Annotated in this window: 18 protein-coding genes and 1 pseudogene; 9 read left to right on the forward strand and 10 right to left on the reverse strand. The window is 65.3% G+C overall.

All coding sequences use genetic code 11. The annotated features are described in order from the left end of the window. Positions 1–400 (forward strand): annotated as a pseudogene (locus tag IN820_RS00075) (hypothetical protein); the annotation flags it as partial. A 261-nt stretch (positions 401–661) separates the two neighbouring features. Here IN820_RS00075 and groL read toward each other — a convergent pair. The 4 genes from groL to IN820_RS00095 form a co-directional block, all read right to left on the reverse strand. Further along, positions 662–2,302 (reverse strand): chaperonin GroEL, encoded by a 1,641-nt coding sequence (gene groL, locus IN820_RS00080; RefSeq protein ID WP_193679025.1) that lies wholly within the window; start codon positions 2,300–2,302, stop codon positions 662–664. A 47-nt stretch (positions 2,303–2,349) separates the two neighbouring features. Continuing rightward, positions 2,350–2,643 (reverse strand): co-chaperone GroES, encoded by a 294-nt coding sequence (locus IN820_RS00085; protein ID WP_102893884.1) that lies wholly within the window; start codon positions 2,641–2,643, stop codon positions 2,350–2,352. Between the two features lie 246 nt (positions 2,644–2,889). Next, the gene (locus IN820_RS00090; RefSeq protein ID WP_193679026.1) at positions 2,890–3,348 is read right to left on the reverse strand and encodes an FxsA family protein; all 459 of its coding nucleotides are present in this window, start codon (positions 3,346–3,348) and stop codon (positions 2,890–2,892) included. Positions 3,349–3,479: 131 nt separating this feature from the next. Then, positions 3,480–4,187, reverse strand: a complete 708-nt coding sequence (locus IN820_RS00095; protein ID WP_193679027.1) for a HugZ family pyridoxamine 5'-phosphate oxidase — start codon at positions 4,185–4,187, stop codon at positions 3,480–3,482. Positions 4,188–4,291: 104 nt separating this feature from the next. On the opposite strand from IN820_RS00095, the gene IN820_RS00100 reads away from it, so the two are divergent. Then, positions 4,292–5,050, forward strand: coding sequence for an SDR family oxidoreductase (locus tag IN820_RS00100; protein WP_020308758.1), 759 nt, complete (start codon positions 4,292–4,294; stop codon positions 5,048–5,050). Positions 5,051–5,137: 87 nt separating this feature from the next. On the opposite strand, the gene IN820_RS00105 is transcribed toward IN820_RS00100, so the two are convergent. Beyond that, complete coding sequence (locus IN820_RS00105) at positions 5,138–6,142, reverse strand: DUF481 domain-containing protein (protein WP_193679028.1); 1,005 nt, start codon at positions 6,140–6,142, stop codon at positions 5,138–5,140. A 139-nt stretch (positions 6,143–6,281) separates the two neighbouring features. Here IN820_RS00105 and IN820_RS00110 point away from each other — a divergent pair, with 139 nt between their 5' ends. After that, positions 6,282–6,641 (forward strand): MGMT family protein, encoded by a 360-nt coding sequence (locus IN820_RS00110; RefSeq protein ID WP_193679029.1) that lies wholly within the window; start codon positions 6,282–6,284, stop codon positions 6,639–6,641. A 39-nt stretch (positions 6,642–6,680) separates the two neighbouring features. Then, positions 6,681–8,381, forward strand: a complete 1,701-nt coding sequence (locus tag IN820_RS00115) for an AmpG family muropeptide MFS transporter (RefSeq protein WP_193679030.1) — start codon at positions 6,681–6,683, stop codon at positions 8,379–8,381. Between the two features lie 47 nt (positions 8,382–8,428). Here the strand turns inward: IN820_RS00115 and IN820_RS00120 are convergent, their stop codons facing one another. Together IN820_RS00120 and IN820_RS00125 are read right to left on the reverse strand one after the other, a co-directional pair. Next, on the reverse strand, positions 8,429–9,253 hold the full coding sequence (locus IN820_RS00120) for a mechanosensitive ion channel family protein (RefSeq protein WP_193679031.1): 825 nt from the start codon (positions 9,251–9,253) through the stop codon (positions 8,429–8,431). Positions 9,254–9,330: 77 nt separating this feature from the next. Further along, entirely contained in the window at positions 9,331–9,810 is a 480-nt protein-coding gene (locus tag IN820_RS00125) for a YajQ family cyclic di-GMP-binding protein (protein WP_193679032.1), read from the reverse strand. Positions 9,811–9,969: 159 nt separating this feature from the next. Here IN820_RS00125 and IN820_RS00130 point away from each other — a divergent pair, with 159 nt between their 5' ends. The 5 genes from IN820_RS00130 to IN820_RS00150 are packed head-to-tail and all read left to right on the forward strand — an operon-like array spanning position 9,970 to position 15,533. Then, positions 9,970–10,935, forward strand: coding sequence for a response regulator (locus IN820_RS00130; protein WP_193679033.1), 966 nt, complete (start codon positions 9,970–9,972; stop codon positions 10,933–10,935). Between the two features lie 4 nt (positions 10,936–10,939). Then, positions 10,940–11,851, forward strand: a complete 912-nt coding sequence (locus tag IN820_RS00135) for a putative 2-dehydropantoate 2-reductase (RefSeq protein WP_193679034.1) — start codon at positions 10,940–10,942, stop codon at positions 11,849–11,851. Positions 11,852–11,899: 48 nt separating this feature from the next. Next, positions 11,900–13,909, forward strand: coding sequence for a sensor histidine kinase (locus IN820_RS00140; RefSeq protein WP_193679035.1), 2,010 nt, complete (start codon positions 11,900–11,902; stop codon positions 13,907–13,909). A 15-nt stretch (positions 13,910–13,924) separates the two neighbouring features. Further along, complete coding sequence (locus tag IN820_RS00145) at positions 13,925–14,512, forward strand: cob(I)yrinic acid a,c-diamide adenosyltransferase (RefSeq protein ID WP_193679036.1); 588 nt, start codon at positions 13,925–13,927, stop codon at positions 14,510–14,512. Beyond that, positions 14,505–15,533: an ion transporter gene (locus IN820_RS00150; RefSeq protein ID WP_193679037.1), complete on the forward strand. Its 1,029-nt coding sequence runs from the start codon at positions 14,505–14,507 to the stop codon at positions 15,531–15,533. The genes IN820_RS00145 and IN820_RS00150 overlap by 8 nt, the downstream gene beginning before the upstream one ends. A gap of 205 nt (positions 15,534–15,738) precedes the next feature. Here IN820_RS00150 and IN820_RS00155 read toward each other — a convergent pair whose 3' ends face one another. The 3 genes from IN820_RS00155 to ahpF all read right to left on the reverse strand — a co-directional run bounded on the left by IN820_RS00155 (position 15,739) and on the right by ahpF (position 19,579). Beyond that, a complete protein-coding gene (locus IN820_RS00155; protein WP_193679038.1) occupies positions 15,739–16,506 on the reverse strand; it encodes an alpha/beta hydrolase family protein in 768 nt (255 codons plus the stop codon). Continuing rightward, a complete protein-coding gene (locus IN820_RS00160; RefSeq protein ID WP_193679039.1) occupies positions 16,493–17,617 on the reverse strand; it encodes a DUF3182 family protein in 1,125 nt (374 codons plus the stop codon). The genes IN820_RS00155 and IN820_RS00160 overlap by 14 nt, the downstream gene beginning before the upstream one ends. Before the next feature lie 399 nt (positions 17,618–18,016). Then, complete coding sequence (gene ahpF / locus IN820_RS00165; RefSeq protein ID WP_193679040.1) at positions 18,017–19,579, reverse strand: alkyl hydroperoxide reductase subunit F; 1,563 nt, start codon at positions 19,577–19,579, stop codon at positions 18,017–18,019.

A 19,579-nucleotide genomic window follows, 5' to 3' on the forward strand; every position in this document is an offset into this window, starting at 1 on the left:
TCCGCTCGACCTGCAAGGCCCGGACGACCCGCCCCACGAAGGCCTGCATACCTTCCACAACGCCCGCGAGCGCATGCGCCGCCGCTACCGCGAAGGCGAGGTGGGCGGGTTCTACGTGTTCGGCTGGTACCTCTACCATGTGATGACCCTGTGGACGCTGCCCTTCCGCCTCACCGAATGGGAAGTGGCCAGGGTCAAGCGCATGCACCGCCAGGATATTCCCGAAGCCATGCGCGCCTGGTCGCAACCGCTGCCGCCCGAGCAATGGGCCAAACCCAGCGAGGAACTGCAACGCCAGAGCCACCAAGTGGAAGCCCTGCGCCAGCGCGACCCGCAGCGCCCGATCGTCGATATCTTCGCCGAGGTGCAGAGAAAGGCTGTCGCCATTCCCACGGCATAGCCAAAAGCGAAACCGATCGGCGCATGAATGCGCCGTTTCCCGCACCCACAGATCGCATGCCTGGCTACCCTGGGCCGATATATCGCTAACGGGGCCTGCAGGCTCAGCGGGCCCGCACGCGCGGGCATAGGGCGCAAATGAAAATGCCCGTATCTCTCGATACGGGCATTTCCATCGCTCGCCAGCGCGGCTGACCGGCTGGCAAGCATTCTCACTCGGTCTGACGAGGATTTCCTCGCAGGCTCCGAAAGGCCGGTCGGCTTACATCATGCCGCCCATGCCACCCATGCCGCCCATGTCCGGCATGGCCGGGGCCGGCTTGTCTTCCACGATTTCGGCGACCATGGCTTCGGTGGTGACCATCAGACCGCCGATGGAGGCCGCGGCCTGCAGGGCGGAACGGGTGACCTTGGCCGGATCGAGGATACCCATCTCGATCATGTCGCCGTAGACGTCGGAAGCGGCGTTGAAGCCGTAGTTGCCCTCGCCCTGCTTGACCTTGTCGACCACTACGCTCGGCTCGCCACCGGCGTTGGCAACGATCTGACGCAGCGGAGCCTCGACGGCGCGACGCAGCAGCGCGATACCGACGTTCTGGTCTTCGTTGTCGCCCTTCAGCTCGGAGATGGCCTGCAGCGCGCGTACCAGGGCGACACCGCCGCCAGGTACCACGCCTTCCTCGACGGCTGCACGGGTGGCGTGCAGGGCGTCTTCGACGCGGGCCTTCTTCTCTTTCATCTCGACTTCGGTACCGGCACCGACCTTGATCACGGCAACACCGCCGGCCAGCTTGGCCAGACGCTCTTGCAGCTTCTCCTTGTCGTAGTCGGAGGTGGTGTCCTCGACCTGCTTGCGGATCTGCGCCACGCGAGCTTCGATGTCGGCCTGAGCGCCAGCGCCGTCGATGATGGTGGTGTTTTCCTTGTTCAGCACGACGCGCTTGGCGTTACCCAGGTGCTCCAGGGTAGCGGTTTCCAGGCTCAGGCCGACTTCTTCGGAAATCACGGTACCGCCGGTGAGGATGGCGATGTCCTGCAGCATGGCCTTGCGGCGATCGCCGAAGCCAGGCGCCTTGACCGCAGCGACCTTGACGATGCCGCGCATGTTGTTGACCACCAGGGTGGCCAGGGCTTCGCCTTCGACGTCCTCGGCCACGATCAGCAGCGGGCGGCCGGCCTTGGCAACGGCTTCCAGTACCGGCAGCAGTTCGCGGATGTTGGAGATCTTCTTGTCGACCAGCAGCAGCAGCGGGCTGTCCAGCTCGGCGACCATGGTGTCCGGCTTGTTGATGAAGTACGGCGACAGGTAGCCGCGATCGAACTGCATGCCTTCGACGACGGACAGCTCGTTCTCCAGACCCGAGCCTTCCTCGACGGTGATCACGCCTTCCTTGCCCACGCGCTCCATGGCTTCGGCGATGATGTCACCGATGGAGACGTCGGAGTTGGCGGAGATGGTGCCGACCTGGGCGATGGCCTTGGAGTCGGTGCACGGCTTGGCCAGGTTCTTCAGCTCGGCGACGATGGCGATGGTGGCCTTGTCGATGCCGCGCTTGAGGTCCATCGGGTTCATGCCGGCGGCAACGGCCTTCAGGCCTTCGTTGACGATGGCCTGGGCCAGCACGGTGGCGGTGGTGGTGCCGTCACCGGCTTCGTCGTTGGCCTTGGACGCGACGTCCTTGACCAGCTGCGCGCCCATGTTCTCGAAGCGGTCCTTCAGCTCGATTTCCTTGGCGACGGAAACGCCGTCCTTGGTGATGGTCGGAGCACCGAAGCTCTTCTCCAGCACGACGTTGCGGCCTTTCGGGCCGAGGGTCGCTTTTACCGCATCAGCCAGGACGTTCACGCCGACCAGCATCTTCTTGCGTGCGGAGTCGCCGAATTTGACTTCTTTAGCAGCCATGTTGATTGATCCTCAATTCGTGAATTATTTACGGAGATTCGCGGTAATCAGGCTTCGATGACGGCGAGGATTTCGTTCTCGCTCATCACCAGCAGGTCTTCGCCATCGACCTTGACGGTGTTGCTGCCGGAGTAAGGGCCGAACACCACCTTGTCACCGACTTTCACGGCCAGCGCGCGCACTTCGCCGTTGTCCAGTACCCGGCCAGCGCCGACGGCAACGACTTCGCCACGGTTCGGTTTTTCGGCAGCGGAGCCCGGCAGGACGATGCCGCCGGCGGTCTTGGTTTCTTCTTCGCTGCGACGAATCACGACGCGGTCATGCAGAGGACGAAGCTTCATTGTCGATCTCTCCTAGTAGAGTGGTTCCATGCCGATGCACTTGATCGGCGGGTTAGCAAATCCGGCGGTGCCGGTTGCGGCCCGCATTGCGAGCCGCAGAAGACGGACTGTCGAATACGACAGCGACCTTGCGGTGTCCGCTACATGCGGGCGTTCAAGAGCATTTCAAGGGGCGCCGATGAAATTTTCATGGCTGGAAACGAAACCGGCATGCCTGTTGGCATGCCGGTCGGGCGCATTGCGGCGTCAGCGGTCGCGGTCGCGCCGCTCCCATTCGCCTTCGATCACGTTCGGCCGCTGCGGGCCGGAACGCGCCTGCAGGTCGTCGGCGAAGGCGCGCTGACGGCGCACCTGCTCCTCGATCCGCCGATTGATCGCGCGCAGCAGCAGGTTGCGCGTCGGCGGGAAGAGAATCAGCAGCGCCAGCACGTCGCTGATGAAGCCCGGCAGGAACAGCAGCCCGCCGCCAATGGCCATCATCAGACCCTCGAGCATCTCGCGCTCCGGCAGCTCGCCGCGGGCCAGGCGCTCGCGGGCGCGCCAGGCGGTGGCGAAACCGGCCAGGCGCAACAGCAGGACGCCGGCGATACCACCGAGCACCAGCAGCAGGATGGTCGCCAGCGCGCCGATAGAACTGCCGACCTTGATCAGCACGTACAGCTCGGCCAGCGGAAACAACAGGAACAGCACAAAGAAGATTCGCATCGAGGGTCCTTGACGGAAGATCAGCTTCCAGTCCTCTGTAGATGACGGCATCACGGGCCTAATTCAACCCGCATGGAAAACAGCCTGTAACCGAATTATGCACGTCGCGCCTGAAGCCAAGCTGAACCCCCTCAGCTGCGGGCCAAAGCCACCAGCGCCTGGCGCACCGCCATGGGCGTCTCGCAAGGTGCCGCAAAGGCCAGCCAGTACAGCGCCTGGCCGATCCGCAGATGAAAGCCTTCGCTGTCGATGCCCGCCAGTTGCGCCGCCGGGCTCCGTGGCAGGCCAGCCTGCTCGACGTAATGGGCGATGGCGGCGGTGTGATCGTCATTCATATGCTCGACCATGCCCCGCTCCAGCTCACCGTCATCGGCGGCGAAGGGATTGGCCAGCGCCACCTGGTCCAGCCAGTGGATCGCGCCGAAGCCGCCGATATAGCGCCAGCGCACCGGTTCCAGCGTCCAGAAATCGAAGTCGTGCACCCGATGATAATCGCGCGACTCGGGAAAATAGCGGTAATAGCGCTGCGCGGCGGCATCGATCGCCGCTGGCTCGCTCAGCTGGCGCGCTTCGGCCAGCAGGGTCAGCCGGCCGGCGGCCTGGACGTCTTCGGCCCCGCGCTCGCCGACCAGCAGCGAGCAATGGCCATCGGCCATGAGGTTGCGGGTGTGCTGGGCGATGCGGCTGATCAGGATCAGCGGCCAGCCGCGGGCATCCAGGCAATAGGGCACCACCGAGCCGAACGGAAAACCGGGCATGGCCTGGGAATGGGTGGAGAGCACGCCGCGGTATTCCTTGAGCAGGAGTTGTCGGGCATGCTTGACGGCTTCAGCGCTCACCTGAGGCTCCTCGAGAGGCTTCTTCGGATTCGACGGAGCGCTCAGCATAGCGGTTTCATCCGCGGGCGTCGTTCCCGCAGCGAACGACAAGAAGGAGATTTGGCATGCAGATCAAAGACAAGGTCATCATCGTCACCGGTGGCGGCCAAGGGCTCGGCCGCGCCATGGCCGAATACCTCGCTGGCAAGGGCGCACGCCTGGCGCTGATCGATCTGAATCAGCAGCGCCTGGACGAAGCCGTGGCAGCCTGCAAGGCCGCCGGTGGCGACGCCCGCGCCTATCTGTGCAACGTCGCCGACGAGGCACAGGTGATCGCCATGGTCGCGCGCGTGACCGAGGACTTCGGCGCCCTGCACGGGCTGGTGAACAATGCCGGCATCCTGCGCGACGGCCTGCTGCTGAAGGTCAGGGACGGCGAGATCAGCACGATGAGCCTGGCCCAGTGGCAGGCGGTGATCGACGTCAACCTCACCGGCGTATTCCTCTGCACCCGCGAAGTCGCGGCGAGGATGGTCGAGGCGAAGAGCGAGGGGGTGATCGTCAACATTTCCTCGATCTCCCGCGCCGGCAACATGGGCCAGACCAACTATTCCGCCGCCAAGGCCGGCGTGGCCTCGGCCACGGTGGTCTGGGCCAAGGAGCTGGCGCGTTACGGCATCCGCGTGGCGGGAATCGCACCGGGTTTCATCGAGACCGAAATGGTCGCCAGCATGAAACCCGAAGCGCTGGAGAAGATGACCGCCGGCATTCCGCTCAGGCGCATGGGCAAGCCGGAGGAGATCGCCCACTCGCTGGCCTATATCATCGAGAACGACTACTACACCGGACGCATCCTGGAGCTGGACGGCGGCCTGCGACTCTAAGGCAGCGGCAAGCCGCAAGCGACAAGCTGCAAGAAAAGCGGGGGTGCTCCTCTTGCAGCTTGAGGCTTGAAGCTTGCAGCCGCTTTTTTACCAGCCTACGCCGAAGCCGATGCTGTAGCGCGTTTCGTCCAGCTCGTTGTCCGCGCCGCTGATGATGTCTTTCTCGGCCTTCATGTTCAGCGATGCCCAGTCGGTCACCTTGTAGCGCAACCCGATCTCGGCATCCAGCGCATAATCCGCCACGTTCGCCAGCGGCTTGCCGAGCTCGCCGGTGCTGAACAGTTCGAAGGTCTTGCCCACCAGGTAACGGTTGTAGTCCCACTTCAGCGCGGCCAGGTAGAAATTTTCCTTGTCGCCATCGGCGAACTCATAGTCGCTGCGGTTGATCAGCGAAGCCAGCGAGAATGCGCCCAGCTCGTCGTCCCAGAACTGGTAGCCGGGGCCGGTACCGATGGTCCGCTGCCGACGCACATCCTCGATCTGGTCGCGCTTGTAGCCCAGGCGCCCCTGCCAGAACCAATGTTCGTCGATGAAGCGGTCGAGCGCATACTCGACGTCCCAGTTGTCGGTAACCGTCACGCCATCGCGGTATTCGCGGTTGTAGTTACCGGTCCCGTTGTGCCGCCAGAGCCCATGGCGGGCCTTGGTGTCGATGGAGATATCGTAGTCGTCGGTATCGGTCTCGGCCCGCTTGTAGTCCATCGCCACGTCGACATTGCCCTTCCAGGTGAAATCCTGGATCAGCGGCTTGGGATGGATGATCTGCGAGATGCTCGCCAGTTCCACGGTGCGCGGCTCGGCGCCGTTGGCGAGGACGACCTTGCCCTCCTCGGCCGCCTGCAGCGACTGGGCCAGCTCGCCGGTGACGTCGTCCTGCTTGATCAGCAGCTTCTGGTCGCTCTCCAGCGTCGCGATCTTGTCCCATTGCAGCGGAATCGAACCGCCGTAGTCGGTCTCGATGAGCAGCTTGCCGCCGTCGAGCACACTGATCTTGCCGCTCAGGCGGTCGCCGTTCTTCAGCCAGACGGTATCGGCGAGCGACGGCAGGGAGAGCGCGGAAAGGGTCACGCAAAGCAGGGTTCTGGAAAACATAAGATGTGCCGAAATCCGATCGGGTACGGTTGAAAGGCTGGCATTATCCCTATGCTTATAGTCACAGCAAGCACAGACCGCTGAATGGGAAGCGAGTTTCATCCGCAGTTGCCTTCCCCCAGTACAGGAAGCTTCCAGCATGATCGAACAACCGCCCCTGCTCCCGCCTGGCGCCGACGCTGAGGCACGCCGCACGGCCGTTTATCTGGTGATGGCGCAGATTCCCGAGGGCAAGGTGGTGAGCTACGGCGAACTGGCCGCCATGGCCGGGCTCGGTCGCGCCGCGCGCTGGGTCGGCCGTTTGATGTCGCAGCTGCCCGACGACACCCGCCTGCCCTGGCATCGGGTGATCGCGGCCGGCGGCCGCCTGAGCCTGCCGGCCGGCAGCCCTGCCGGACACGAGCAGCGCATGCGCCTGCGCGCCGAGGGCCTGACCATCGTCAACGACCGGGTGGACGTGCGTCGGCACGGCTGGCATTCGACGGAGCACAGCGGTTAGAGTGCGCCCTTCGTCCCAACCTCTGCAGAACCTCGATGTATGTCCCGTGAAACCTGGCGCGATGCGCTAGCCGCCTACGCCAGCCCCGCCTCGCTGGCCCTGTTGTTGCTGGGGTTCGCGGCCGGTCTCCCTGCCGTTCTGGTGTTCTCCACGCTGTCGGTGTGGCTGCGCGAAGCGGGCGTCTCGCGGGAAACCATCGGCTTCGCCAGCTGGATCAGCCTGGCCTACGCCTTCAAATGGGTCTGGTCGCCGATGCTCGACCAGTGGCGCCTGCCATGGATCGGCGCGCTCGGCCGCAGACGCTCCTGGCTGGTGCTGTCGCAGGCGCTGATCGCCATCGGCCTGGTGGGCATGGCGCTGTGCAATCCGCAGTACAACCTGACCATGCTCATCGCCCTGGCGGTGGTGGTGGCCTTCTCCTCGGCGACCCAGGACATCGCCATCGACGCCTACCGCCTGGAAATCGCCGAGGACAAGCTGCAGGCGACCCTGGCGGCAAGCTACATGACCGGCTATCGCGTCGCCATGCTGCTGGCCAGCGCCGGCGCACTGTTTCTCGCCGAATGGCTGGGCTCGAGCAGCCTCGACTACAACCAGGCGGCCTGGACCGCCACCTACCTGGTGTTCGCCCTGCTGATCCTGCCCGGCCTCATCACCAGCCTGGTGATCCGCGAACCGGATGCCGCCGCGCCGCTGCCCAACGAACCCGCGCGCTACAGCTTCAACCATCAGTTGGCCGCGGTGGGCCTGCTGCTGGTCATGCTGATCTCCGTGCCGGCGATGATCAACGCACTGATCGCCCAGGCCTGGCCGCGGGCGATGCTGTATGCGCTGTTCATCGTCGGCACGCTGTCGCCGGTGGGCCGCATGCTGCTGGTGCCGGTGCGCCACATTCTCAACCAGGCCGGGCAGAAGCAGCGTCCATCGCGCTTCGACTTCGCCCACCAGGCGGTGTCGGTGATCGTGCTGATCATCCTGATGGTCTCCACCACCGGCATGTTCCAGTCCTACTGGGGCGGCTACTGGCCACGCGGCACCATGTACCTGCTGATCTGCTGGGGCTGCCTGTCGGCGCCGGGACGCATCCTGATGGGCCCGGTGCTGACGCCGATCACCGACTTCATCGTCCGCTATCGCTGGCAGGCGCTGCTGCTGCTCGGGCTGATCGCCACCTACCGGATGTCGGACACGGTGATGGGCGTGATGGCCAACGTGTTCTACATCGACCAGGGTTTCTCCAAGGACGAGATCGCCAGCGTCAGCAAGCTGTTCGGGCTGATCATGACGCTGCTCGGCGCCGCATTCGGCGGATTGCTGATCGTGCGTTTCAGCATCCTGCCGATCCTCTTCATCGGCGGGGTCGCCTCGGCGGCGACCAACCTGATGTTCATGCTACTGGTGGAGATGGGCGCCAACCTGCAGATGCTCATCGTCACCATTTCCTGCGACAACTTCAGCGGCGGGCTGGCATCCACGGCCTTCGTCGCCTACCTGTCGAGCCTGACCAACCTGAAGTTCTCGGCCACCCAATATGCGCTGCTCAGCTCGCTGATGCTGCTGCTGCCGCGCCTGCTCGGCGGCTATTCCGGGGTGATGGTGGAGAACCTCGGCTACAGTAACTTCTTCCTGGTCACCGCCCTGCTCGGGGTGCCGACGCTGGTGCTGATCGCCTGGCAATGGAGCAGGAGCCGACAGCAGCCCGACGACCCAGAGCGCGAAGCGGCCTCGGAACGCTCCTGAAACGACGAAGCCGGCAACTGCCGGCTTCGTTATGCGTGCATGAGGCCTCAGCTCTGTACCAGATGCACCACCCGCTGCGGGAAGGGAATGCCGACGCCAGCGGCGGTCAGGCGCTCCTTGGCCTGCTCGGTGAAGCTGAAGGTCACCGGCCAGAAGTCGCCGGTCGCCACCCACACGCGCAACGACAGGTTCACCGCACTGTCACCGAGGCCGGTAACGAACACGACCGGCTCGGGGTCGCGCAGCACGCGCGGGTCCTCGGCGATTTCCAGCAGGATCTGCCGAGCCAGCTTGATGTCGCTGCTGTAGTCGATACCGACATTGACGTCGGCACGGCGCCGCGGCTCGCGCGAGAAGTTGGTGATATGCCCGTTCGACAGCGCTCCGTTGGGCACTACCACGGTCTTGTTGTCACCGGTCTTGAGCACCGTATGGAAGATCTGGATCGAATTGACCGTACCGCTGACGCCTTGCGCCTCGATCCACTCGCCGACGCGGAACGGACGGAACAGCAGGATCAGCACGCCGCCAGCGAAGTTCGCCAGGCTGCCCTGCAGCGCCAGGCCGATGGCCAGGCCGGCGGCACCGATCACCGCGATGAACGAGGTGGTTTCCACGCCGACCATGGAGGCCACGCTGACCAGCAGTAGCACCCGCAGCGCGATGCTGGCCAGGCTGCCGACGAAGCCGTGCAGCGTCGGATCGACACGGCGGCGCTGCAGCAGGCCGCTGACCCTTGCGGTCAGGATATTGATCAGCCACCAGCCGAGCAGCAGTGTCAGCAGCGCGAGCGTCACCTGCGCGCCGTACTGCAGCACCACCGGCAACCAGGACTCGGAGAGATCGACCAGATAGTCGACGCTTAGATCCATGAAAGAACTCCTCGGGGGCGAAGTCCGCAGCGCAGGCACCGGTCATTCGGGAACGGGCGCGCGCAGCGGGTCGGAAATCAGTCGCGGAAGTTATTGAACTGCAGCGGCATGCCGAATTCGTGGCCACGCAGCAGGGCGATGGCCTCCTGCAGGTCGTCGCGCTTCTTGCCGGTCACCCGGACCTGTTCGCCCTGGATGGCCGCCTGTACCTTGAGCTTGGCGTCCTTGATGTGGGCGACGATCTTCTTCGCCAGCTCCTTGTCGATCCCCTCACGCAGCACGACTTCCTGCTTCGTGGTCTTGCCGGAGGCGTAGGCGTCCTTGATCTCCAGGCACTGGATATCGATCTTGCGCTTGACCAGGCTCAACTTGAGAATCTCCAGCATTTGTTCCAATTGAAACTCGGCTTCGGCCGTCAACTGCACAGTCAGGTCCTTCTGCTCGAAGCTGCCTTTACCGCGTAGGTCGTAGCGCCGATCCAGTTCCTTGATCGCATTGTCGATCGCGTTGGTGACTTCGTGCTTGTCCAGTTCGGACACCACGTCGAACGAGGGCATGGGATTCCTCCACTATGAAAGCGCGACTGGCAGCATGGGCTGAGCGCGCGTGGCTTGACGGTTGAGAATGCGTGTTCATTATAACGATTCGACGTGCCAGTGCCCGCCCAACGGCAATGAGAGACAGGACGTCCACCCTCCAATTGATTGAGCTTGCCAATGCCCAACCCTCACCTGAGCATCCTGGTGGTCGATGACGCCAAGTTTTCCAGCGTCATGATCGGCCGTGCGCTGAGCAAAGCGGGCTATCAGGATATTCGCTTCGCCAGCAGTGCCGCCGACGCACTGGCCCAACATGAGCAACGCCCCGCGCACGTGCTGCTGGCGGACTGGCTGATGCCGGAAATGGACGGCCTGCAACTCACCGGGCGGATACGCCAGCGTGATGCCAGGAGCGACCACTACAGTTACATCATCCTGCTCACCGGGCGTGACAGCGAGAACGCCCTGGGCCAGGCCTTCGACCACGGCGTCGACGACTTCATCAGCAAGTCGGCCATGAACGAGCAACTGCTGCCGCGCATTCTCGCCGCCGACCGCCTGTGCGCCTCGCTGCAGCGCCTCAAGCAGGAGAATCGCCAGCTGGCGGCCAACGTCGCGACCCTTGAGCAGAACAGCCTGCAGGACCCGCTCACCGGCCTGGGCAACATCCGCTATCTGCGCCAGCAACTGAGCGCCAGCCTGCGGCAGGTGGAAAATCGTGGCGCGGCGATCTGCTACCTGCAGATCGGCCTGCCCGAAGCCGGCACCCTGCGCGAACGCTATGGCGACGCCGTCTACGAGGAACTGCTCTGCGCCGTCGCCAGACGCCTGCAGCAGTTGGTCAGGCCGCTGGACGTGGTGAGCCGGATCGATGAAAACCACTTCGGCCTGCTGGCGCTGGTCGACGACCTCAAGGGCTGCTCACCGAGCAGCTTCAAGCGCCTCCACGAAGGCTTGAACCTGAAGGCATTCAAGACCAGCCAGGGCTTCGTCTCGCTCAAGGCGGGCATCAGCCTGGTCAGCCTGGACGCCGAGGCCCTGCCGACCAACCCGCAGGCGATCATCGAACGCGCCACGGCCCTGCTGCCCAGCGCCTACAGCACCGGGCGCATCGCCCCGCTGCGGCTGAAGCGGCCGGCCTGAGCCGATGAGCTGGCACATCCTCGGCGCGGGCAGTCTCGGCAGCCTCTGGGCGACCCGCCTGGCCCGCGCAGGCCTGCCGGTACGGCTGATCCTGCGCAATCCGCAGCGCCTGGCGCAGTACCAGGCTGCCGGCGGCCTCAGCCTGGTCGAGAATGGCCAGAGCAGCCTGCACGCCATCCCGGCGGAGCTGCCCGACGCTCCGAACGCCATCCACCGCCTGCTGGTGGCCTGCAAGGCCTACGACGCCGAGGCCGCCATCGCCCAGGTCGCGACGCGGCTCGAGCCGCGCTGCGAAATGCTCCTGCTGCAGAACGGCCTCGGCAGCCAGCAGGCCATCGCCGAACGTTGGCCCCGGGCGCGCTGCCTCTTCGTTTCCAGCACCGAGGGTGCTTATCGCGAGGATGATTTGCGCGTGGTATTCGCCGGTCGCGGACAGAACTGGCTGGGCGATCCGGCCGCCCCGGCTCCGCCGGACTGGCTGGGCGAACTGGCTCGGGCGGGCATCCCCGCCACCTGGAGCACCGACATCCTCGCCCGGCTCTGGCGCAAGCTGGCGCTGAACTGCGCGATCAACCCGCTGAGCGTGCTGTATGACTGCCGCAACGGCGAGCTGCTGCGACACCGGGAAGAACTCGGCGCACTCTGCGCGGAACTCACCGAGCTGCTCGCAGCCAACGGGCAGACGGATGCGGCGACCGGGCTGGAAAGCGAGGTGCTGCGCGTCATCGAGGCAACGCGAAGCAACTACTCCTCCATGCATCAGGATGTCCGGCTCGGCCGACGCACCGAAATCGGCTACCTGCTCGGCCATGCCTGCGCGACCGCCGACGGCCTTGACTTGCGGCTGCCGCGGCTACATGCCCTGCATCGGCGACTGCGCGATCACCTGCAACGCAATGGATTGCCCATGGACTGAGGCGCGGCTACCCTGCAGGCACCGTCCTGCCGTTCCGTGCCCGCACCCATGACCCTGCGCCAGCGCCTCGAAAACCTTCCGGTCGGCCGCAAACTGCTGCTCGCCCTGCTCGTCCTGCTCGCCGCCGTGCTGCTGGTGTCCAACCTGGCCTTCATCAGCGCCGCCTACTGGATCTCGCGACAGAGCGTCGCGCCACAGGCCATGCATACCCTCGGCGAGCTGTTCGCCACCGAGGAACTCAGCAGCCGCGCGCTGGCCTCGCCGGAATCGGCCAGGACCCTGCTCGAGCGCCTGGACGACTATGCGCCGCTGCGGGCGGCCGTGATCTATGACCGTGACGGCAACAGCCTGGCCCAGCTGCAGCGCGGCGAGCGGCTGCGACTGCCGAGCCGGTTGAGCAAGGTCGCGCTATGGCGCGCCGGGGAAATCCGCGCCAGCCTGCTGGTGGAACTGCCGCAACCGGACGGCCGCTCCGGCCATCTGCTGCTGGTCGCCAGCAGCGAATTGCCCGGCGCCTTCTACACCGGCACGCTGACGGCCAGCCTGGCGATTCTCGTCGCCAGCCTGCTGCTCTGGGTGCTGGTGGCGCGGCAGATCCGCCAGTTGATCACCCGTCCGATCCGCGATCTGGAAGCGCTGTCGCGCCAGGTCACCCGCGAGGAAAACTACGCCCTGCGCGCCACGCCCAAGAACCAGGACGAGATCGGCCACCTGGCAGACGCCTTCAACACCATGCTGTCGCGCATGCAGGCGCGCGAACAGCAGCTCAAGCGCGCCCGCGACGACGCCCAGGACGCCTTCGACCATGCCCGCGGCCTGGCCGAGGAAACCCGCCATTCCAATCGCAAGCTGGAACTGGAGGTGCAGGTACGCAGCAAGATCGAGCAAAAGCTCACCGGCTTCCAGAAGTACCTCAACAACATCATCGACTCGATGCCTTCGGCGCTGATCGCGCTCGACGAGCAGCTCTACGTCACGCAGTGGAACCAGGAAGCCAGCGCGCTCTCCGGCACCCCGCTGGACGATGCGCTGAACCAGCCGGTATTCGTTGCCTTCGAGCCGCTCAAGCCGTTCCTCGCGCAAATCCGCCGGACCTCCGAACAGCACGAGGTGGAAAAGATCGAGCGCGTCACCTGGCGCCACAACGACGAACCGCGGCACTACGCGCTGACCTTCTATCCGCTGATGGGCGCTGGCGGTCGTGGCGTGGTGATCCGCATCGACGACATCACCCAGCGCATCAACATGGAAGAGATGATGGTGCAATCGGAAAAGATGCTCTCGGTCGGCGGCCTCGCGGCGGGCATGGCCCACGAGATCAACAACCCGCTCGGTGCCATCCTGCACAACGCGCAGAACATTCGCCGGCGCCTGTCGCCGGAGCTGGAACGCAACCGCGAGGCCGCCGAAGAGACCGGGGTGCGCCTGGAGGCGGTCAACCAATACCTGCAGCGGCGCGAGGTGCCACAGCTGCTCGACGGTATCCAGCAGGCCGGCTCGCGCGCGGCGAAGATCGTCAGCCACATGCTCAGTTTCAGCCGCATGAGCAACCGCCAGTTGGCCGACTGTCACCTTCCGATGCTGATCGATCAGGCGCTGGAGATCGCCGGCAACGATTTCGCGCTGATGGATGGCTTCGACTTCAAGGCCATCTGCATCGTCCGCGATTTCGATCCTCGCGTGGACCGGGTGCCCTGCATCGGCAACGAACTGGAACAGGTGCTGCTCAACCTGCTGAAGAATGCGGCCCAGGCCATCCACCACAACCAGGGCAAGGAGCCCGGACAGATCATCCTGCGTACACGGCTGAATCCGCCCTGGGCGGAAATCCAGGTCGAGGACAACGGCGGCGGCATTCCGGAGCCCGTGCGCAAGCGCATTTTCGAGCCATTCTTCACCACCAAGGAAGTCGGCCAGGGAACCGGACTGGGGCTTTCCGTCTCGTATTTCATCATCACCAACAATCACCAGGGGCAGATGGAGGTGCAGTGCCAGCCCGGCCACGGCTCTACCTTCACCCTGCGCCTGCCGCTGAGCTCGCCCGTCGAGCCGGTCTGAACAAGGAATCCCCCCATGGGCAACCGACTGTCGAAGATCTACACACGCACCGGCGATCGCGGCGAAACCGGCCTGGCCGACGGCCGCCGGGTCGCCAAGGACCATCCACGCGTGGAAGCCATGGGCGAGGTCGATACGCTCAACAGCCAGCTCGGCCTGCTGCTCGCCGAACTGGCCGAGGCCCAGGCGCAATGGCCGGGCCTGGAGGAGCTGATCGAGGTGCTCGGGCCGTGCCAGCACCGCCTGTTCGATCTCGGCGGCGAACTGGCGATGCCTGACTACCAGGCGCTGAGGGAGGCGGAGATCGGCCAGTTGGAGCAGGCCATCGATCGCTGGAACCAGGAACTCGGCCCGCTCGAGGACTTCATCCTCCCCGGAGGCTCCCGGCTGATCGCCCTCGCCCACCTGTGCCGCAGCCTGGCGCGCACCGCCGAGCGGCGCTGTCAGCGACTGAACGCCTGCGAAGCCGTGCGGCCGGTGTTGCTGGCCTACCTGAACCGGCTTTCCGATGCCTTGTTCGTCGCCGCGCGGCTGATCGCACGGCGCCAGGGCTGCGCGGAAATCCTCTGGCAACCGGCGGCGGCGGCCGATGCGGATGCCTGAACAGCCGCAAGGCAGACAGGCGCGTCGACGCGAGGGCCTGCATGCCGCCTGGGAAGCCTTCATCGTCCTGCTGGTCTGCGTCAACCTGGGGCTGATCCTGTTCGACAGCCTGTTCGCCCTGCAGCCGATCAACGACCTGCTCGCCAGTATCCTGCCAGCGCTACATGCAAGCTACGACCAGCGTATCCATGCCCATTTCCAGTACATCGACCTGGGCTTCGTGGCGATCTTCATCCTCGACGTGCTGCTGGGCTGGACGGTCGCCTTCTTCGAGCGCCGCTACGCCCGCTGGTACTACTACCCCTTCGCCCACTGGTACGACGTGCTCGGCTGCATCCCACTGGCCGGTTTTCGCTGGTTGCGGGTGCTGCGCATCGGCGTGCTGCTGATCCGCCTGCAGCGTCTCGGGCTGATCGACATGCGCGGCTGGGCGGTCTACGGCGTATTCAGCCGCTACTACTACCTGCTGATCGAAGAACTGGCCGACCGCGTGATGGTGCGCCTGTTCGGCCGCCTGCAGCAGGAGATCGGTGCCAGCGACGACCTTTCCCGGCGCCTGCTGCAGGACGTGGTGCGACCGCGCAAGCAGCGCCTGCTGAACGATCTGGCGCGGCGCCTGCAGGGCATGCTGGAAACCGGCTATCGCGACAATCGCGGCGCCATCGAGGGCTACGTCAGCCAGTTGATCCACCAGGCGCTCACCGACAATCGCGAAATGCATGCCCTGCGCCGCCTGCCCCTGGGCAATCGCCTGGCCGCCAGCCTCGACGATGCCCTCGGCGATATCGCCGCGCGTCTGCTGCAGGGTGCCGTGGACGGCCTGCGCGGCCCACAGTTCCAGGCACTGGCCGGCAACCTCGCCGACGAGTTCTTCGAAGCCTGGGTCTATCAGGACGAGGACACCGACCTGGCGCTGGAGGAATTGCTGGTGGACGTCATCGAAGTGCTCAAGCAGCAGGTGCTCGACCGCCGCTGGAGCCGCTTCGTCGGCCCGACGCCACCGCCGACGCCACCGGGTTGAGCGCGCACGGACAACAGTTTGCGTAGGTTGGGTTGAGCCTGCGAAGCCCAACGGACGCGGTGTCGGATTATCGCTAGCGGCTGGCCGTCGATGTGAGTTGGGCTTCGGCGCCTCAACCTGCACAACCGAGACATCGATGCACTGCCGTCCAATGCATTCGGCGCCTGATGCCTCGCTTGTTGGGCTTCGCTGCGCTCAACCCAACCTACGGTTCTTCGACCACTTCAGGTTTATCGTCCAGGCGCGCGCCGATGACCATCTCGGTGGTCCAATTGACCAGGATCGAGGTGTAGGCCTCCTGGCAACGCTCGCCACTTAAGGCGTGGTCGGCACCGTCGATGATGCGATGGGTCAGCGAATGGGTGCTGTGGAACGCCGCCCGGTAGCTCATGATGGTTTCGTGCGGCACGAAGCTGTCGTGCTCGGACTCGACGATCAGCACGTCGCCGTGAAACGCGGCACAGGCCGACAATGCGCGATTCGCCTCCGGCCTGACCCGGCTGCTGCGCAAACGGTTGAGCGCCTCGCGGTTCAGCTCACGCTTGGGCAGGCGCCAATCCTCGTCGAGATACAGCGCCGGCACCCGCAGCGCCAGCCATTTCACCGGCCGCAGCGAAGTGAGGATCGCCGCCAGATAGCCACCATAGCTGGTGCCGACCACGGCGATGGCCGACGGGTCGATGTGCGGGTGCTCGGCCAGCAGGTCGTAGGCGGCAAGCAGGTCGTTGAGGTTGTGCTCGCGGGTCACCGTCTGCTGCTGCGCACGGGTCTGGGCATGGCCGCGCAGATCGAACGACAGGCAGATGCAGCCGAGCCCGGCGATTCCACGCGCGCGGGTCAGGTCGCGCTGCTGGCTGCCGCCCCAGCCGTGCACGAAGAGCACGCCGGGCATCTTCGCTGGCGGCGAGAGAAAGGTGCCGGCAATGTGTTCATCGTCTACCAGGATGTCTACCGTCTCGCTATGCGTCGCCATATTCCTCCACCATCACGCATTTGGTAATGAATCCGACCTCCGCGTCCTCGTCGCGGTACAGCACGCAGGCCCCGTCGGGTGGGCGCTGCTGCTCGCCATAGAGTTCCAGCGAAGAGGCGCGAACCCTACGCGCCGCCCCCTGCTCGAACATTTCCAGCGCGGCGATCTCGGCGCTGCTGGCGCCGCCGATGCGCCACGATTGCTCGAGCACGCCAGAACGCGGCTGGCCGCGGCCATCGATGCCCTGGGCGATGTCGTAGTTGCGTCGGGAGGCGAAGAACTGCCGATAACAGGTTGAGGCGGCGCGGTCATAGACCTGCGCCTGGCTGACCGCCAGGCGCGTGGTTTCCGGCAGATCCATCGTCAGCAACGCGTCGAAATCGCCCTCGACCACCACCAGATCCGAGCCGCCATAGACCTCGTCGCCGGCGTTGTCCCGCGTCAGGCGCTGCGTGCCGTAGTAGCTGGCCTGACGCCCGGCGACCCGTACCTGCCCGACACTGAAGGTCGTCACCCGCTCCAGGTGCACTTCCATGACCAGCCCGTACTCGGCCAACTCCTGCTCATCGAGCGCGAGCAATGCCTGATCGAGAGCGGCGATATCGTCGACTCGCTGCTGGCCGCGGCCTCCGGTGGCACGGACCGGCTTGATCCGCAGAGGCCCCTCATGCAGCAGGCGCCGGCCGGCGGCGCGCGCATCCTCCAGACCGAACACGCTGTATCCGCCCAGTACGCTACCCTTGACTTGCGCGCTGAAATCGCGGGACCAGCCGACCGGCGCCATGGCATCCGGGCGCACCAGGGGATGGGTGATCGCCTTGGTTTCGACGAACGCCTGCGGCACCACGCCGCCGAACAGATCGCCTTCGTCCATCAGGCCGAGCGCATGCGCTTCACGCACGCCAACCACAGTGCCCGACGGCACGAGATACGGCTGGGCCTCATGGCGGCGCGTCGGATCGTATTCACCGCCATAGTCCAGCCCCAGCAGCGCGGCCAGGCGCTCGGCCAGCGCGACATGGACACATCTTTCGTGTTGCGGTTCGTTGGCCCGATTGGCATAGATCATCACGGCCCGGCGCGGGCCCTGCGGCGCATCCGCATTCATCATTTCGTGGACAGCTCCATGGACTGCTCAAACATGTGCGCCAGCCGTCCTGAGGACATCCTGTGCGCTCGCTTCCACCTGAACGGCAGGGCCTTGGCCCCAGCGGATCCGGTGTCTAGAAATAGACCCTCGGCGGGGCGCAACGATCCGTCATGAGAAAGCGGAGCGCTCCGATAGGTACGGTTGAGCGACGCGAAGCCCAGCGAACGGGCCATCGAACAGCGCTTCGGTGCGGCTCGGCATCATCGGAGGAGCGCCGCTTCGCTGTGAGTTGGGCTTCGGCGCTACGCGCCCCGACCCACGCACTGCCGGTACGCGCCGAACCGTGGCGGGAAGCCCAGACACGAAAAAGGGAGCGGACTCGCATCCGCTCCCTTTGGTTTTCCGCACCCGCGCCCTGCGTCAGGCCGGCGCTGACGTGCGGATCAGGTGGTCGAAGGCGCTCAGCGAGGCCTTGGCCCCTTCGCCCACGGCGATCACGATCTGCTTGTACGGCACCGTGGTCACGTCGCCCGCGGCGAACACGCCGGGAACAGTGGTCTGGCCCTTGGCGTCGACGATGATCTCGCCGAAGCGGCTCAGTTCCACGCTGCCCTTGAGCCAGTCACTGTTGGGCAACAGGCCGATCTGCACGAAGATGCCTTCCAGTTCGACGTCGTGCACGGCATCGCTGGCGCGATCCTTGTAGGTGAGGCCGGTGACCTTCTGCCCATCGCCCTTGACCTCGATGGTCTGCGCCATCTTCAGCACGGTGACGTTGGGCAGGCTCTGCAGCTTGCGCTGCAGCACGGCGTCGGCCCGCAGTTGCTCGCCGAATTCCAGCAGGGTGACGTGGGCGACGATGCCGGCCAGGTCGATGGCCGCTTCCACGCCGGAGTTGCCGCCACCGATCACCGCCACGCGCTTGCCCTTGAACAGCGGGCCGTCGCAGTGCGGGCAGTAGGCGACGCCACGGCCGCGGTATTCCTGCTCGCCCGGTACGTTCATTTCGCGCCAGCGCGCGCCGGTAGCGAGGATCAGGGTCCTGGCCTTGAGCTCGCCGCCGTTCTCGAACTGCACGCGATGCAGGCCGTCTTCGCCCGCCGGGATCAGTTTGCTGGCGCGCTGCAGGTTCATGATGTCGACATCGTACTCACGCACGTGCTCTTCCAGGGCGCGGGCCAGTTTCGGGCCTTCGGTTTCCTTCACCGAGATGAAGTTCTCGATGGCCATGGTGTCGAGCACCTGGCCGCCGAAGCGCTCGGCCGCGACGCCGGTGCGGATGCCCTTGCGCGCGGCGTAGATGGCCGCCGACGCACCGGCCGGACCACCGCCGACCACCAGCACGTCGAAGGCGTCCTTGGCCTTGAGCTTCTCGGCATCGCGGGCGCTGGAGCCGGTGTCGAGCTTGGCGAGGATTTCTTCCTCGCTCATGCGGCCCTGGGTGAACAGCTCGCCGTTGAGGTAGATGCTCGGCACCGACATGATCTGCCGGCGCTCGACTTCGTCCTGGAACAGCGCGCCGTCGATGGCGACGTGGTGCACGTTGGGGTTGAGCACGGCCATCAGGTTCAGCGCCTGGACCACGTCCGGGCAGTTCTGGCAGGACAGCGAGAAGTAGGTTTCGAAGTGGTACTCGCCGTCGAGCGCCTTGATCTGCTCGATCACCTCGGGCGCGGTCTTCGACGGGTGGCCGCCGACCTGCAGCAGCGCCAGGACCAGCGAGGTGAATTCGTGGCCCATGGGGATGCCGGCGAAACGCAGGCTGATGTTGCCGCCGATGCGGTTGAGCGCGAACGACGGCTTGCGCGCATCGTCGCCGTCGGTCTTCAGGGTGATCTTGTCGCTGAGGCTGGCGATGTCCTGCAGCAGGCTCAGCATTTCCTGGGATTTCTCGCCGTCATCGAGGGACGCGACGATCTCGAAAGGCTGCGTGACCTTCTCCAGGTAGGCTTTCAACTGGGTCTTGAGATTGGTGTCCAACAT

The organism is Pseudomonas lopnurensis, from assembly GCF_015070855.1.
In the GTDB taxonomy this organism is placed as follows: domain Bacteria; phylum Pseudomonadota; class Gammaproteobacteria; order Pseudomonadales; family Pseudomonadaceae; genus Stutzerimonas; species Stutzerimonas lopnurensis.

Bases quoted from the DNA above. Each gene is read 5' to 3' on its own strand.
- groL (WP_193679025.1), bottom strand. From the start codon at position 2,302: ATGGCTGCTAAAGAAGTCAAATTCGGCGACTCCGCACGCAAGAAGATG.
- IN820_RS00085 (WP_102893884.1), bottom strand. From the start codon at position 2,643: ATGAAGCTTCGTCCTCTGCATGACCGCGTCGTGATTCGTCGCAGCGAA.
- IN820_RS00090 (WP_193679026.1), bottom strand. From the start codon at position 3,348: ATGCGAATCTTCTTTGTGCTGTTCCTGTTGTTTCCGCTGGCCGAGCTG.
- IN820_RS00100 (WP_020308758.1), top strand. From the start codon at position 4,292: ATGCAGATCAAAGACAAGGTCATCATCGTCACCGGTGGCGGCCAAGGG.
- IN820_RS00105 (WP_193679028.1), bottom strand. From the start codon at position 6,142: ATGTTTTCCAGAACCCTGCTTTGCGTGACCCTTTCCGCGCTCTCCCTG.
- IN820_RS00110 (WP_193679029.1), top strand. From the start codon at position 6,282: ATGATCGAACAACCGCCCCTGCTCCCGCCTGGCGCCGACGCTGAGGCA.
- IN820_RS00115 (WP_193679030.1), top strand. From the start codon at position 6,681: ATGTCCCGTGAAACCTGGCGCGATGCGCTAGCCGCCTACGCCAGCCCC.
- IN820_RS00120 (WP_193679031.1), bottom strand. From the start codon at position 9,253: ATGGATCTAAGCGTCGACTATCTGGTCGATCTCTCCGAGTCCTGGTTG.
- IN820_RS00125 (WP_193679032.1), bottom strand. From the start codon at position 9,810: ATGCCCTCGTTCGACGTGGTGTCCGAACTGGACAAGCACGAAGTCACC.
- IN820_RS00130 (WP_193679033.1), top strand. From the start codon at position 9,970: ATGCCCAACCCTCACCTGAGCATCCTGGTGGTCGATGACGCCAAGTTT.
- IN820_RS00135 (WP_193679034.1), top strand. From the start codon at position 10,940: ATGAGCTGGCACATCCTCGGCGCGGGCAGTCTCGGCAGCCTCTGGGCG.
- IN820_RS00140 (WP_193679035.1), top strand. From the start codon at position 11,900: ATGACCCTGCGCCAGCGCCTCGAAAACCTTCCGGTCGGCCGCAAACTG.
- IN820_RS00145 (WP_193679036.1), top strand. From the start codon at position 13,925: ATGGGCAACCGACTGTCGAAGATCTACACACGCACCGGCGATCGCGGC.
- IN820_RS00150 (WP_193679037.1), top strand. From the start codon at position 14,505: ATGCCTGAACAGCCGCAAGGCAGACAGGCGCGTCGACGCGAGGGCCTG.
- IN820_RS00155 (WP_193679038.1), bottom strand. From the start codon at position 16,506: ATGGCGACGCATAGCGAGACGGTAGACATCCTGGTAGACGATGAACAC.
- IN820_RS00160 (WP_193679039.1), bottom strand. From the start codon at position 17,617: ATGATGAATGCGGATGCGCCGCAGGGCCCGCGCCGGGCCGTGATGATC.
- ahpF (WP_193679040.1), bottom strand. From the start codon at position 19,579: ATGTTGGACACCAATCTCAAGACCCAGTTGAAAGCCTACCTGGAGAAG.